The sequence below is a fragment of the Streptomyces sp. NPDC018833 genome, assembly GCF_044390825.1.
GTDB lineage: Bacteria > Actinomycetota > Actinomycetes > Streptomycetales > Streptomycetaceae > Streptomyces.
On record NZ_JBIRZM010000003.1, the window covers coordinates 412,520 to 426,667 of the forward strand.

Here is a 14,148-nt window from a genome sequence, read left to right on the forward strand (position 1 = left end):
CCGCCACCGCATGTGAGCCCGAGGCGGGCGCCTCGTAGGATCGCGCCCATGAGCTCGAAGTCCGCACCACCGCCGCTGCCCGAACCGCTTGGGGTGGCGGTCGCCGATTCGCACACCCACCTGGACATGCAGGACGGCACCGTCGAGGAGGCCCTGGCCCGGGCCGCGGCGGTGGGTGTGACGACCGTGGTGCAGGTGGGCTGCGACATCAAGGGGTCGCGCTGGGCCGCGGAGACCGCCGCCGCGCACCGGGAGGTCCACGCCGCGGTCGCGCTGCACCCCAACGAGGCGCCGCGGATCGTCCTCGGCGACCCTGACGGCTGGTCCCGGCAGGCGGCCCGCGAGGCAGGCGGCGACTCGGCGCTCGACGACGCGCTCGCCGAGATCGACCGGCTCGCCGCCCTCGACGAGGTGAAGGCCGTCGGCGAGACCGGCCTCGATCACTTCCGTACGGGCCCCGAGGGCATGGCCGCCCAGGAACGCTCCTTCCGCGCCCATATCGAGATCGCGAAACGGCACGACAAGGCCCTTGTCATTCACGACCGCGAGGCCCACGCGGATGTGCTGCGCATTCTCGCCGAGGAGGGTGCGCCCGAACGCACGGTGTTCCACTGTTATTCGGGCGACGCGGAAATGGCGGAAGTCTGCGCCGCCGCGGGCTACTTCATGTCCTTCGCCGGCAATGTGACCTTCAAGAACGCCCAACCGCTGCGCGACGCGCTCGCCGTGGCACCCGCCGAACTCGTCCTGGTCGAGACGGACGCGCCGTTCCTCACCCCGGCGCCGTACCGCGGACGGCCCAACGCGCCCTATCTCATTCCCGTCACCCTGCGGGCGATGGCGGCGGTCAAGGGACTCGACGAAGACACGCTGGCCTCGGCGATCGCCGCGAATACCGCGCGCGCATTCGGCTACTGACCGGATCGGGCGCACCTGATCTGTCGCGACCGTGTGTGTTCGCGTTGCTTTGGAGAGTGACGAACGCTCCGATACTGTCCGTTGCCACATGTCGGGCCGGACCCCATGGAGCGTCGTGAGCAATGCGCAGGGCAGTCACCGTGCCGCACGCGGCGGCCGGAGAGCGTTCCGTCGGCAGGAGCCGCCCCCCGCGTGGGACGCCCCGCGGGCCGGGCCGCCGCTGACGGGCCAGGGGGGGAAGGTGAGCCAGGCGGCCGCCTGGCCGCAGGGCGCGTACGACAGCGCCTATGCGCCGACGGCCGTCGATGTCCCGCTCGATGTCCGGCTTGCGGATGCCTATGCGCCGACGGCGGTCGATGTCCGGCTTGCGGATGCCTATGCGCCGACGGCGGTCGATGTCCGGCTTGCGGATGCCTATGCGCCGACGGCGGTCGATGTCCGGCTCGCGGATGCCTACGCGCCGACCCTGCCGCACCTGGACCTCGGCGGCGCCGGCGCGGAGCCGCCCGTGCTGCCGCGCCGGTCCCCGGCGGCGGAGCCGCCGGGCGATGCTCCCGCCGCCGGCGGACGCGTACCCGGGGTCGGCGGACGCGGGCGGCGCCGCCGCCCCGCCGAGCGGCCCGACACCCTGCGTCGGCTCATTCCGCAGGCTCTCGTCGTCGCCTTCCTCGCCGGCGGGACGTCCGCCTTCGTCGCCGCGGACAAGTCCGTACGGCTGACCGTCGACGGCGTACCCCGCCACCTGCACACCTTCGCCGACGACGTCCATGAACTCCTGCACGACGAAGGTCTCGCCGTGGGACCGCACGACATCGTCGCCCCCAGCCCCCGCGCGGAACTCGACCACGGCGACGAGGTCGTCGTCCGCTACGGCCGTCCCCTCGTCGTCAGCCTCGACGGCCACCGCCGCACCATGTGGACCACCGCCCGCACGGTGGGGGCGGCGCTGCGCGGGCTCGGCGTCCGGGCGGCGGGCGCGTTCGTGTCCGTATCGCGCTCCTCTGCGGTCCCGCGCTCCGGACTCGCACTCGACGTGCGCACCGAGCGGTCCGTGACCTTCATGGCCGACGGGCGCGAGCACCGCATCCACACCAACGCGGCGACCGTGCGCGAGGCCCTCGCCCAGGCCGGCATCGAACTGCACGCCCAGGACACCACGTCCGCACCCCCCGAGAGCTTTCCGCGCGAAGGCCAGACCGTCACCGTCATGCGCGTCACCGGAACCCGCAAGGTGGGTGAGGAGCCCATTCCGTACGCGGTCGAGAGGGCCCGCGACCCGTCCCTGTTCACCGGGACCGAGGTGGTCGTCCGGCAGGGCACGCCGGGCGTGCGCCGGGTCACCTACGCGCTGCGCAGCGTCAACGGCGTACGCCAGAAGCCGCGCAAGCTCTCCGATGAGGTCGTGCGCGAGCCGGTCACCGAGCGGGTCCGGGTCGGCACCCGGCAGTTCCCCTCGTCCGTGGGCGGCGCCGACGGCCTGGACTGGGACGCCCTGGCCGACTGCGAGTCGGGCGGCCGGCCCGGCGCGGTCGACCCGTCGGGGAACTACGGCGGGCTGTACCAGTTCGACACCGGGACCTGGCGCTCACTGGGTGGCAGCGGACGCCCGCAGGACGCCTCGCCCGAAGAGCAGACGTACCGGGCGAAGAAGCTGTACGTGCAGCGGGGGGCGAGTCCGTGGCCGCACTGCGGCCGTAGGCTGTATCGGTGAGCACCACTGATCCCGACGCACTCCTCGGCCCCGCCGACATCCGTGAACTGGCCGCCGCGCTGGGCGTACGCCCCACCAAGCAGCGCGGCCAGAACTTCGTCATCGACGCCAACACGGTCCGCCGGATCGTGCGCACGGCCGAGGTCGAGCCCGACGACGTCGTCGTCGAGGTGGGCCCCGGACTCGGGTCGCTGACCCTGGCGCTGCTGGAGGCCGCGGACCGGGTCGTCGCCGTCGAGATCGACGACGTGCTCGCCGGGGCCCTGCCGACGACGGTCGCCGCCCGGCTGCCCGAGAAGGCGTCGCGCTTCTCGCTCGTCCACTCCGACGCCATGCACGTCCAGGAGCTGCCCGGGCCGCCGCCCACCGCGCTCGTCGCGAACCTGCCGTACAACGTGGCCGTCCCGGTCCTGCTGCACATGCTGGAGCGCTTCCCGACGATCGAACGCACCCTGGTCATGGTCCAGGCGGAGGTCGCCGACCGGCTCGCCGCCCGCCCGGGGAACAAGGTGTACGGCGTCCCGTCCGTCAAGGCCAACTGGTACGCCGAGGTCAAGCGGGCCGGTGCGATCGGCCGCAACGTCTTCTGGCCCGCCCCCAACGTGGACTCCGGCCTCGTGTCGCTGGTGCGCCGCAAGGAGCCGCTCGCCACGACGGCCTCCCGGCAGGAGGTCTTCGCGGTCGTCGACGCGGCCTTCGCGCAGCGCCGCAAGACCCTGCGGGCCGCGCTCGCGGGCTGGGCAGGATCACCCGCCGCCGCGGAGGCGGCGCTGGTGGCGGCCGGAGTCTCGCCGCAGGCGCGCGGTGAGGCACTGACGGTGGAGGAGTTCGCGCGGATCGCGGAGGCGAAGCAGTGAGTGTGACCGTACGGGTGCCGGCGAAGGTCAACGTCCAGCTGGCGGTCGGCGGGGCGCGCCCCGACGGCTTCCACGACCTCGCCAACGTGTTCCTCGCGGTGGGCCTGTACGACGAGGTGACCGTCCGCCCGGCCCCCTCGCTGACGATCACGTGCACCGGCCCCGGCTGCGACCAGGTCCCCCTGGACCGTACGAACCTGGCGGCCCGTGCGGCCGAGCTCCTGGCCGCCCGCCACGGGATCTCGCCCGATGTGCACATCCACATCGCCAAGGACATCCCGGTCGCCGGCGGCATGGCGGGCGGCAGCGCCGACGGCGCCGGCGCGCTGCTGGCGTGCGACGTGCTGTGGGGACTCGGCTCGTCGAGGGAGGAACTGCTCTCCATCTGCGCCGAGTTGGGCTCCGACGTGCCGTTCAGCCTGGTGGGTGGGGCGGCGCTCGGCACCGGCCGCGGCGAGCAGCTCACGGAGCTGGAGGTCCGCGGGACGTTCCACTGGGTGTTCGCGATGGCGGACGGTGGGCTGTCGACGCCGGTGGTGTTCGGGGAGTTCGACCGCCTGAACGCAGGTGTCGCCGTGCCCGATCCCGTTGCCTCGCCCGCGCTGGCGGCCGCGCTGCGCACGGGCGACGCGGCGGCGCTCGCGGACGCGCTCGTCAACGACCTCCAGCCCGCGGCGCTCTCACTGCGCCCGTCGCTCGCGGCGACGCTGTCGACAGGTATGTCGGCGGGCGCGCTGGCGTCACTGGTGTCGGGTTCGGGCCCGACGACGGCGTTCCTGACGAAGGACGCGGACGGGGCGGAGGCGGTGGCGTCGGCGCTGATGTCGTCGGGCACGTGCCGCGCGGCCCGGGTGACGACGGGTCCGGCGCGGGGCGCGACGGTCGTGTAACCGGGCTCGACCTCCGGCCGCTCCGGGCTGCGCCCGGGCCCCTGGCCCCGCTCCGGGCCGCGCCCGCGCCCTGTTCCAGGCTGGGCCCCGGCCTCGTTCCGGGCTGCGCCCCGGCCCCGTCCCGGGCTCGGCCCCGGCCCTGTTCCCGGCTGCGCCCGGAGCCGTTCCCGGCTGCGCCCGGAGCCGTTCCGTGCTGCGTGGCGGGCCGCTGGGGGGGCCGTTTCCCACCCCGCCCTCCCCTACGGCCTGGCGGCCGTGGGCGGCACCCCCATCCCGAACTTGGGGCTCCGCCCCCGGACCCTCCAAGGAGCCCCAGCGCCTCAAGCGCCGGCGGGGCTGGGGCTCGCACGGCCGCCAGGCCGCAGGGGGAGATTGAGGACACCGCGCCAAGCGCGGTACGGGGTCCGGGGCTTGCCCGGTCAGGGAAAGGGCGGGTAGGGGAACAGCCCGCGCAGCGGTCAACCGCCCCCCACGTACTCAGGCCCACATGAGTACCTGCGCCCTCCCGCGCGCCACGCCGCCGGCGCGAGCGTAAGCGCATGGCCACAGACCTCCGCGTGCTCGCAGAACACACCCCCGTCACCCGGGACCGCTACGTCGATCTCCTGCGCGTCGCCTCGCTCGGTGTCGTCGTCGGGGGGCACTGGCTCATGGCCGCCGTCACCGACGACGGCGTCGGGAATCTGCTCGCCGTCGTGCCCCGGCTGCAGGTGCTGACCTGGGTCCTCCAGGTCATGCCCGTGTTCTTCTTCGTCGGCGGGTTCTCGCACGCGCTGTCGTACCGGTCGCTGCGGCGCCGGCACCCGGATCGGCCCGTGTACTCCGTCTTCCTGCGCGCGCGCCTGCGGCGGCTGCTGCGGCCCACCATGGCCTTCGTCCTCGTCTGGGGCGCCGCCGCGCTCGTCGTGCAGCTGTTCGGCGGAGGCGGCGGCATGACGGGCGTCGCGCTGCGGCTCGTCGCACAGCCGCTGTGGTTCATCGGGATCTATCTCGCCATGGTCGCGTTCACCCCGCCGCTGCTGAAGCTGCACGAGCGATGGGGATGGGGCGCCTTCGGGGCGCTCGCCGGGGCCGCGGCAGCCGTCGACGTGCTGCGGTTCGCCGCGGACGTGCCCTTCGTCGAGTTCCTGAACTTCGCCTTCGTCTGGCTCGCCGTCCATCAGCTCGGCTTCCTGCGGGCCGACGGCCGCCTCCGGGCGCCCGCCGCGCTCGCGACCGCCGGTCTCGCCGGGGCCGCGGCGCTCGTCGCTCTCGGGCCGTATCCGCTCTCCATGGTCGGCATGCCCGGCGAGAAGGTCTCGAACATGGCTCCGCCCACCCTCGCCCTGCTGTGCCACGGGCTCTGGCTGGTCGGGGCCGTCGAGCTGCTGAAGGGCCCGGGTGCCCGCCTGCTGCGGCGTCCTCGCGTCTGGCGGGGCGTGGTCGCCGCGAACGGGATCGCCATGACCGCGTTCCTGTGGCATCTGACCGCCATGCTCGGCGTGTACGGAGCGACGACGGCCGCGGGTCTGGAGCCGACGGAGCCCGCGACCGCCGCCTGGTGGGCGGAGGTCCCGTTCCGGATCGCGGCGGCCGTCGTCATGACCGCCCTGCTCGTGGCCGTCTTCCGGGGCTTCGAGAGGCCGGGGCCGGCCGCCGCGGCACCGGTGCCGGGCACCGGACCGGTGGCCGCCACGGGGATCGCGCTGTGCCTGTTCGGCATCCTCGCCCTGTCCATGGTCGGTTTCGGCGGACTGCTGGAGGGACGGACCGCGGTGCTGGTCGCGGTGCCGGTCAGCGCACCCGCGGCCGTCGCCATGGCGCTCGGCGGCTGGCTGCTGGTGGAAAGGGCCGGGCGGGGCAGCCGCCGGTGACAAGTAGGCTGGGGGGTCGATCGTTCCCCCTGGCAGGAGAGAAATGGCCGTCAACCTCGTCAATGTCGAGGCAGTCAGCAAGGTGTACGGCACTCGTGCCCTGCTCGACTCCGTCTCCCTCGGCGTGTCCGAGGGGGACCGCATCGGCGTCGTCGGCCGCAACGGCGACGGCAAGACCACCCTCATCCGCCTGCTCGCCAAGCTGGAGGAGCCCGACACCGGACGGGTCACCCAGAGCGGCGGGCTGCGGATCGGCGTGCTCACCCAGCACGACTCGCTCGACCCCGAGGCCACCATCCGGCACGAGGTCATCGGCGACCTGGCCGACCACGAGTGGGCCGGGAACGCCAAGATCCGCGACGTGCTGACGGGGCTGTTCGACGGGCTCGACCTGTCCGGGTTCCCGCAGGGACTCGACACCGTGATCGGGCCGCTGTCCGGCGGCGAGCGCCGCCGCATCGCGCTCGCCAAGCTGCTCATCGCCGATCAGGACCTGATCGTCCTCGACGAGCCCACCAACCACCTCGACGTGGAGGGCATCGCCTGGCTCGCGAAGCATCTGCAGGCCCGCCGCTCGGCGCTCGTCTGCGTCACGCACGACCGCTGGTTCCTCGACCAGGTCTGCACCCGCATGTGGGATGTGCAGCGCGGCGCGGTGTACGAGTACGAGGGCGGCTACAGCGACTACGTCTTCGCACGGGCCGAGCGCGAGCGCATCGCCGCGACCGAGGAGGCCAAGCGGCAGAACCTGATGCGCAAGGAGCTGGCGTGGCTGCGGCGCGGCGCCCCCGCCCGTACGTCCAAGCCGCGCTACCGCATCGAGGCCGCCAACGAGCTGATCGCCGACGTGCCGCCGCCGCGCGACACCTCCGAGCTGATGAAGTTCGCCGGCGCCCGGCTCGGCAAGACGGTCTTCGACCTGGAGGACGTGACCGTGCAGGCCGGGCCCAAGGTGCTGGTGAAGCATCTGACCTGGCATCTCGGCCCCGGCGACCGCATCGGCCTGGTCGGTGTCAACGGCGCGGGCAAGACCTCGCTGCTGCGCACGCTCTCCGAAGCCGCCCGTACGCAGGGCGAGAAGCAGCCCGCGGCCGGCCGCGTCGTCGTCGGCAAGACCGTCAGGCTCGCCTACCTCTCGCAGGACGTCACCGAACTGCCCCCGGCGCTGCGGGTGCTGGAGTCGGTGCAGCAGATCCGCGACCGCGTCGACCTCGGCAAGGGCCGGGAGATGACCGCCGGTCAGCTGTGCGAGCAGTTCGGGTTCGGCAAGGAGAAGCAGTGGACGCCGGTCGGTGATCTGTCCGGTGGCGAGCGGCGCCGCCTTCAGCTGCTGCGTCTGCTGATGGACGAGCCGAACGTCCTCTTCCTCGACGAGCCCACGAACGACCTCGACATCGAGACGCTGACCCAGCTGGAGGACGTGCTCGACGGCTGGCCGGGTTCGATGGTGGTCATCTCCCACGACCGGTTCTTCCTGGAGCGGACGACGGACCGCACGTACGCCCTGCTCGGCGACGGCGCGCTGCGGATGCTGCCGCGTGGGATCGACGAGTACCTGGAGCGCCGGGCGCGCATGGTCGAGGCGTCCGCGCCGGTGCCGCCGGCCGCCCCGGCGGCGGCCGTGGGCAAGGAGAAGTCCGCCGCGGACGCGCGTGTGGCGAAGAAGGAGCTGCAGCGGATCGAGCGGCAGCTCGACAAGATCTCCGACAAGGAGACCAAGCTGCACGCCCAAATCGCCGACAATGCGACAGACTTCGAGAAGGTGGCGAAGCTGGACGCCGAGCTGCGTGAACTGGCGGGGGAGCGGGACGAGTTGGAAATGCGCTGGCTCGAGTTGGCGGAAGACGCCTAGGGGCGCACCCGTAGAGAAGCCGTGCAAACCGCGTAACAACAGCATCACGGGCCGGTCCTCCCTTGGGAACAGGGGTGGACCGAGCCCGTTCCGCGTTCGTCGTGGGTGATACAAAGAAGCGCGCTCGACTGAGCTCGACCGAATGCAGTACGACGGAAAACGTCCGATCAACTCCTTTCCGGGTCGGGGCGCTTGAACGCGCCCGCCGGGATCACGGGGGTGGGGTACGACCGCGCCGAAAGACGTGGGGGGAGCCCGGCAGCGGACCGCAGGAGACAGGGGGAAGGCGCTGATGACTCAGCCGCCCGATCGGCAGTGGCCGCAGGGTGCCTTCGGCGCTGCGCAGAATCAGGGGCAGCAGGGGGGCTTCGGCGCTGCGCAGAACCAGCAGAACCAAGGGCAGCAGGGTGCGTATCCCCCTCCGCCCGCCCAGGCACCGCAGACCCCGCCGGCGCCCCTTACGCCCGGGTACGGGGACGGGTACGGCGGGGCGGGGCCGTACGGCACACCGCCCCCCTACGGGGCCCACCCGACGCAGCCTCAGCCCCACCCCTCGACGGGTCGACCGCGCCGGGTGGGCCGCGTCGCCGTCGCCGTCGCCGCGGTGGCCGCACTGCTCGTCGCGGGCGGGGTCACCTACGCGGTGTCGAGCGGTGACGGCCAGAAGCCCTCGCCCGTCGCCGGTGCGTCGGACGACGCCCCGAAGCCGGCCGGCTCACCCACGGCGTCCGCCGGCCAGGACGCGGCCGAGGACCTGAACGCCCAGCGCAGGGCCGGTGAGGCCAGGGTCCTGTTCGTGACGAAGAACGACGCCGACGTGCCTGGCGACGGCGCGTGGGCACAGGGGCCGTGGGTGGTCGGCGACACCGTCGTCAAGGCCATGTACCGCGAGGTGACCGGCTATTCGGTGACGGACGGTGCCAAGAAGTGGACCGTCAAGCTCGACTCCGACATCTGTATGGCCGCCCCCCAGCACTCGCCCGACGGCAAGATCGTCATCGGTGTGCTCGACGGCCACTCGTCGAAGTCCGACTGCAGCGTCCTGCGGATGATCGACGCCAAGACGGGCACCGCGGGCTGGCGCACGACCGTGCCCAAGCCCAAGGGCATGACCGCGTTCTCCGACCTGGTGCTCGCGCTCAGCGGGAACACGGTCACCGCGGTCGGCACCGACACCTCCTTCGGCTACTCCGTCACCGACGGCAGGCAGCTCTTCGGCAAGCCGTCCGCCGGCTGCCTCCCGTTCGCGTTCGCCGGCGGTTCCCGGCTGATCGCCGCGGCCGACTGTCCGACGGCCGCCGACGAGGTCGTCAGGCAGGAGCTCCAGGGGATCGACCCGGCCACCGGCCGACCGGCGTGGCGGTACGCCTTGGAGGCCGACTGGAAGGTCGACAAGGTCTTCTCGGTCGCCCCGCTCGCCTTCTTCGCCCACAAAGAGGACATGGCGGGCGAGGTCGTCGACCGCAAGGTGCTGGTCCTCACCGACACCGGCCGGCTGCGCTCGCGGATCGTGTTCGGCACGGACGAGTTCGAGCCCCGCTGCGGAAGCGGAACGATCCTGCTGCGCGGCGAGATCCAGGGCTGGTGCGCGGGCGCCGCCGCCGACGGGTCGGCGGTGTACCTCGCGACCAAGGGCAGCGCCAACGAGGTCGTGACGTTCGACCTCGACACCGGCCGGGCCACGGGGCGTTCGTCGCCGGGCGACGAACGCAGCATCACGCCCTTGACCGCCGAGGACGGCACCGTGGTGCACCACATCGGACCCTCGATCTACGCGGGCGGCGCGGTCTCGACCGTCGCCCCGGCCGGCGGAGAGCGCAAGGTCCTGCTCAAGCTCCCGAAAACGGACGCCGAAGGCTTCTCCGAGGCACGCGCGGTCTTCGCGGACGGCAGACTCTTCCTCCTCGTCCCCCTGGTCCAGGCGCTGGACGACACGGCGGAGCAGAAGACGAACACCATGATGGCTTTCGGCAAGTGAACGCGGTCTGGGTCATCCGGACGTCCCCCACCCCTACTCGCACTGAACACTCCAGAGGTAGTACGCCATGACGCAGCCGCCGAACCAGCCGCCACAGCCGGGCTTCGGAGCTCCCCAGGATCCCCAGGGTGCGCCGCAGGGGGTACCTCCCGGGCCGCAGGGCCCAGGGGGACAGCCCGCCCAGCCGCCCCAGATGCCACCGGCCCCGCCGGCGCCGCCCGCGGGCGCGCCCCAGGCTCCCGGCTACGGCTCTCCGCTGGGGGCACCTCCCGGGCCGCAGGGCCCAGGGGCACAGCCCCCCGCGCCGCAGCCCGGCTACGGTTACCCGCAGGCGAGTCAGCCCGGCCCGTACGCGCCGCAGCAGCCGGGGCCGTACCAGCAGCCCGGGCCGTACGCCCAGCAGCCGGGCCCGTACAACCAGCCCAGCCCGTACGGCGGTTATCCGGCGCAGCCGCAGTACCCCGGCGCGCCGACCGGGCCGTCCGGCGGCCCGGGGAACTTCTTCAAGGGGAAGACCGGCATCATCGTGGCCGCGTCGGCCGCCGCGCTGCTCGTCGTCGGCGGTGGCACGTACTTCGCCCTCGCCGGCGCCGACAAGGAGGACAAGCCCAGCGTCGCCAAGTCCAGCGACGCCCCGGAGCCGACCGGTTCGGCGAGCGTCGACCAGGGCGACGGCAAAGGTGACGGCGGTGCCCGAGACGGCGAGGACGACCTCAACGCCGGGCGCCAGGACGGCGAGGCCAAGGTCCTCTTCCTGACCAAGAACGACGTCGACCTGCCGCGCAACGGTGCCGATGCGTTCGGCCCGTGGGTCGTCGGCGACACCGTCGTCAAGGCGATGTACCGCGAGATCGCCGGCTATTCGGTGACCGACGGCAAGAAGAAGTGGAGCGTGCCGGTGAGCACCAAGGTGTGCTCCGCGCCCGCGAACGCCTCCGCCGACGGGAAGATCGTCTTTGGTGTCGAGGACGGCCTGACCGACAAGGCCAAGTGCAAGGACCTCCAGATGGTCGACCTCACGACGGGCAAGGCGGGCTGGAAGAAGTCGATCCCCAAGGCGTCCGGCGCCTTCGGCTCGCTGTCCGACTTCACGCTCGCCATCAGCGGCAACACGCTCGCGGTCGGCGGCACCGGCAACTCCTACGGCTTCTCCCTCGCCGACGGCAAGCAGCTGTTCGGCAAGCCGGCGGGCGACTGCAAGCCGTTCGCCTTCGCGGGTGGGCCGCGGCTGCTGGCCGGCGCCAGCTGCCCCACCTCGAACTACGACAAGCCCAAGCAGCAGCTCCAGGAGATCGACCCGGCCACCGGCAAGGTCAAGTGGTCCTACAACGCGCCCGAGGGCTGGGAGATCGACAAGGTCTACTCGGCGAGCCCGCTGGTCGTCTCCCTCACTCAGCGTGAGCCGAAGAAGTGGTCGATCATCGCGCTGACGGACAACGGCAAGCCGCGCTCGCAGATCGAGGGCGGCAAGGACAAGTTCCAGCCGCGCTGCGGCGGCTCGTTCGTCGTCTTCGGCCAGAACCTCGAGGGCTGCACCGGCGTGGCCGCCGACGCGAACACCTTCTACATGGCCACCGAGACCGGCTACGGCACCGCCAACGAGATCGTCGCCTTCAACCTCGACACCGGAAAGGCCACGTGGCGCTCCAAGGCCCCCGCCGAGCGCCAGATGACGCCGCTGCGGATGGAGGGCGGCAACGTCCTCGTCTACATGGGCGCCTCCTACGACAAGGGCGGCACGGTCGCCACGATCGCCCCCACCGGTGGTGCGCCGAAGACGCTGCTCCAGCACCCGGCATCGACCGCGCAGATCGAGAACACCTTCTACTCGCCGAGGACGGCCTACGCCGACGGCCGCTTCTTCATCGCCAGCGGGCGGGTGAGCGCGAGCAACGACAAGGAGGAGAAGGAGACGAAGACCATGATGGCCTTCGGCCAGTGACTGCGACCGTCCCCCGATCCCCTCTCCGCCCGTCAGCCGTACCGCTCCCAGAGGTAAGCACCCCATGACGCAGCCGCCGCCCCCGCCGAACCAGCCGCCCGGCCCGCCGCCGGGCCAGCCACCGAACCAGCCCTCGCAGGGCGGGTTCGGCGCACCGCAGCAGCCGCAGGACGGCTCGTACGGTTACCCGCAGAGCCCGCCGCACCCGCAGGACGGCTCCTACGGTTACCCGCAGAGCCCACCGCCCGCCCAGCCGCCGTACGGGCAGCCGCCCCAGACCCCGCCGCCGGGGCCGGGCCAGGCGCCGTACGGCTATCCGCAGCAGGGAGCCGTCCCGGGCCAGCCACAGCAGGGCTACGGCTACCCGACGCAGCCCATGCAGCCGCACTACCCGCAGCCGCCGAGCGGCGGCAGCGGTGGTGGCCGGAAGCTCAGCGCGCAGATGCAGATCATCATCGCCGCCTGCGTCGCCATCGTCCTGATCGTCGTCGGCGGCATCGTCTACGCGACCACCGGTGACGACGGCAAGAAGGACGAGGCCGCGAACAGCTCGGGCGGCGCCTCCGGCGGGGACGGCGGCGGCGACGCCAAGCCCGCTCCGGACGGGGCCGGCAAGGAGAAGGCGGGGGCGAACACCAAGGCCAAGGTCGCCTTCCAGCTCCCCGAGCCCGCCCGTGAGGACCTGACGGCCGTCCCCGGCTCCTGGGTCACCGACAAGGCGTATGTGAAGCCGGGCGTCAACTCGGTCGTGGGTTACGACGTCGCCAAGGGCAGCGTCCTGTGGACCACCCCGCTCGCGGGCCAGGTCTGCGGCGCCTCGCGTCACGTGACCAAGGACAACAAGACGGCGATCCTCTTCGAGGCCAAGAAGCGGACCGCGCCCAAGTTCTTCGAGCAGTGCACCGAGGTGGGTGTCCTCGACCTCAACACCGGTCAGCTGGTGTGGAGCAAGTCGGTCGCCGGCGACGGGGACGACAAGAGCCGGTTCGACCAGGTCACCCTGAGCGGCAGCACCGTGGCGGCGGGCGGCCTCTACGGCGGTGCCGCGTTCGACCTCACCACCGGAGCGGTCCGCTGGAAGCCCGAGGTCGACACCCAGCAGTGCCGCGACATCGGCTACGGCGGCGGCAAGGCACTCGTCGCGGTCCGCGTGTGCGGCGACTACGGCAACCAGACGACCACCGTCCAGACGCTCAACCCCGACAACGGCACCCCGCTGTCGTCGTTCAAGTTGCCGGCCGGTGTCGAGGACGCCCGCATCGTGTCCAGCGATCCGCTGGTCGTCGCCGCCGACGTCGGTGACACGGGCACGTTCGGCATCTCGGACTTCTTCTCCGTCGACGGCAAGACCGGCAAGCTGCGCGCCAAGATCGCGGCTCCCGGCGACAAGTACCTGGCCCGCTGCTCCGCGAGCGACGGTGTCGAGGGCTGCCAGTTCGTGCTCGTCGGCAACGAAAGGCTCTATCTGCCGACCGCAGAGCACGACGGTGGCGGTCAGGCGGGCCGCACCAACGAGATCGTCGCCTTCGACCTCGCGACCGGCAAGGGAACGCCCGAGCGCGCGGACGCCGGCGACGGCTACCACTCGCTGCCGCTGCGCATGGACGGCGGCAACCTCATCGTCTACAAGTGGCCCCCCTACGACAAGGGCGGCCAGGTCGTGAGCATCGACGGCGCCACCTTCAAGCAGACCGTCCTGCTGGAGAACCCCGCCGACCGGGCCGTGCGCGACGCCGAGACGAGCTTCACCGAGAACGGCTCCGAGTACCGCTACGCGGCGGGCCGCTTCTTCATCTCGCAGGACCTGATGAGCAAGCCCCGCGAGAACGACTCGCAGTTCGGCAAGAAGTACCTGGCGATCTCGTTCAGCGTGGCCGACTGACCGCCTACGAGAACGCCTGCCGGCCCGGCCCGTCCACCCGACGGGCCGGGCCGCGGTCGTTCGCCCCCGGCCCCCGGCTCCCGGGTGCCTGGTGTCCGGTGCCGGCGCGCCTGACGCCTGGTACCCGGTGCCCAGTGGCGGCGGCTCGTACAAGTGGGCCTGTTTGGCGCGGAATTCGGCATTCTGGCCCGCTTCTGCCGGGTTGGGGGCGCGCTCGTCGGCACGAGCGTGTAGCTTGCCGGGGCAGTGGGCCGGGGGGTCCGCT

General features: G+C 72.4%; 9 protein-coding genes. All 9 read left to right on the top strand.

Annotation, left to right across the window (positions count from 1 at the left end; all coding sequences use genetic code 11):
• The first annotated feature begins 48 nt into the window (after positions 1-48).
• The 9 genes from ACH5AF_RS09120 to ACH5AF_RS09160 all read left to right on the top strand — a co-directional run bounded on the left by ACH5AF_RS09120 (position 49) and on the right by ACH5AF_RS09160 (position 13,883).
• A complete protein-coding gene (locus ACH5AF_RS09120) occupies positions 49-918 on the top strand; it encodes a TatD family hydrolase (RefSeq protein ID WP_398900853.1) in 870 nt (289 codons plus the stop codon).
• Positions 919-1,159: 241 nt separating this feature from the next.
• Entirely contained in the window at positions 1,160-2,629 is a 1,470-nt protein-coding gene (locus ACH5AF_RS09125) for a ubiquitin-like domain-containing protein (RefSeq protein ID WP_398900855.1), read from the top strand.
• Positions 2,626-3,486, top strand: coding sequence for a 16S rRNA (adenine(1518)-N(6)/adenine(1519)-N(6))-dimethyltransferase RsmA (rsmA, locus tag ACH5AF_RS09130; RefSeq protein WP_398900856.1), 861 nt, complete (start codon positions 2,626-2,628; stop codon positions 3,484-3,486). The genes ACH5AF_RS09125 and rsmA overlap by 4 nt, the downstream gene beginning before the upstream one ends.
• Positions 3,483-4,376, top strand: coding sequence for a 4-(cytidine 5'-diphospho)-2-C-methyl-D-erythritol kinase (locus tag ACH5AF_RS09135; RefSeq protein ID WP_398900857.1), 894 nt, complete (start codon positions 3,483-3,485; stop codon positions 4,374-4,376). Before rsmA ends, ACH5AF_RS09135 begins: the two co-directional genes overlap by 4 nt.
• Before the next feature lie 539 nt (positions 4,377-4,915).
• A complete protein-coding gene (locus ACH5AF_RS09140) occupies positions 4,916-6,229 on the top strand; it encodes an acyltransferase (protein WP_398900858.1) in 1,314 nt (437 codons plus the stop codon).
• Between the two features lie 43 nt (positions 6,230-6,272).
• On the top strand, positions 6,273-8,081 hold the full coding sequence (locus ACH5AF_RS09145; protein ID WP_398900859.1) for an ABC-F family ATP-binding cassette domain-containing protein: 1,809 nt from the start codon (positions 6,273-6,275) through the stop codon (positions 8,079-8,081).
• A 292-nt stretch (positions 8,082-8,373) separates the two neighbouring features.
• Positions 8,374-10,059 carry a PQQ-binding-like beta-propeller repeat protein gene (locus ACH5AF_RS09150; protein ID WP_398900861.1) on the top strand — a complete coding sequence of 562 codons (1,686 nt, stop codon included), beginning with the start codon at positions 8,374-8,376 and terminating at the stop codon, positions 10,057-10,059.
• A 67-nt stretch (positions 10,060-10,126) separates the two neighbouring features.
• A complete protein-coding gene (locus ACH5AF_RS09155; protein WP_398900862.1) occupies positions 10,127-12,001 on the top strand; it encodes a PQQ-binding-like beta-propeller repeat protein in 1,875 nt (624 codons plus the stop codon).
• A 64-nt stretch (positions 12,002-12,065) separates the two neighbouring features.
• Positions 12,066-13,883 carry a PQQ-binding-like beta-propeller repeat protein gene (locus ACH5AF_RS09160; protein WP_398900863.1) on the top strand — a complete coding sequence of 606 codons (1,818 nt, stop codon included), beginning with the start codon at positions 12,066-12,068 and terminating at the stop codon, positions 13,881-13,883.
• Positions 13,884-14,148: the final 265 nt, after the last annotated feature.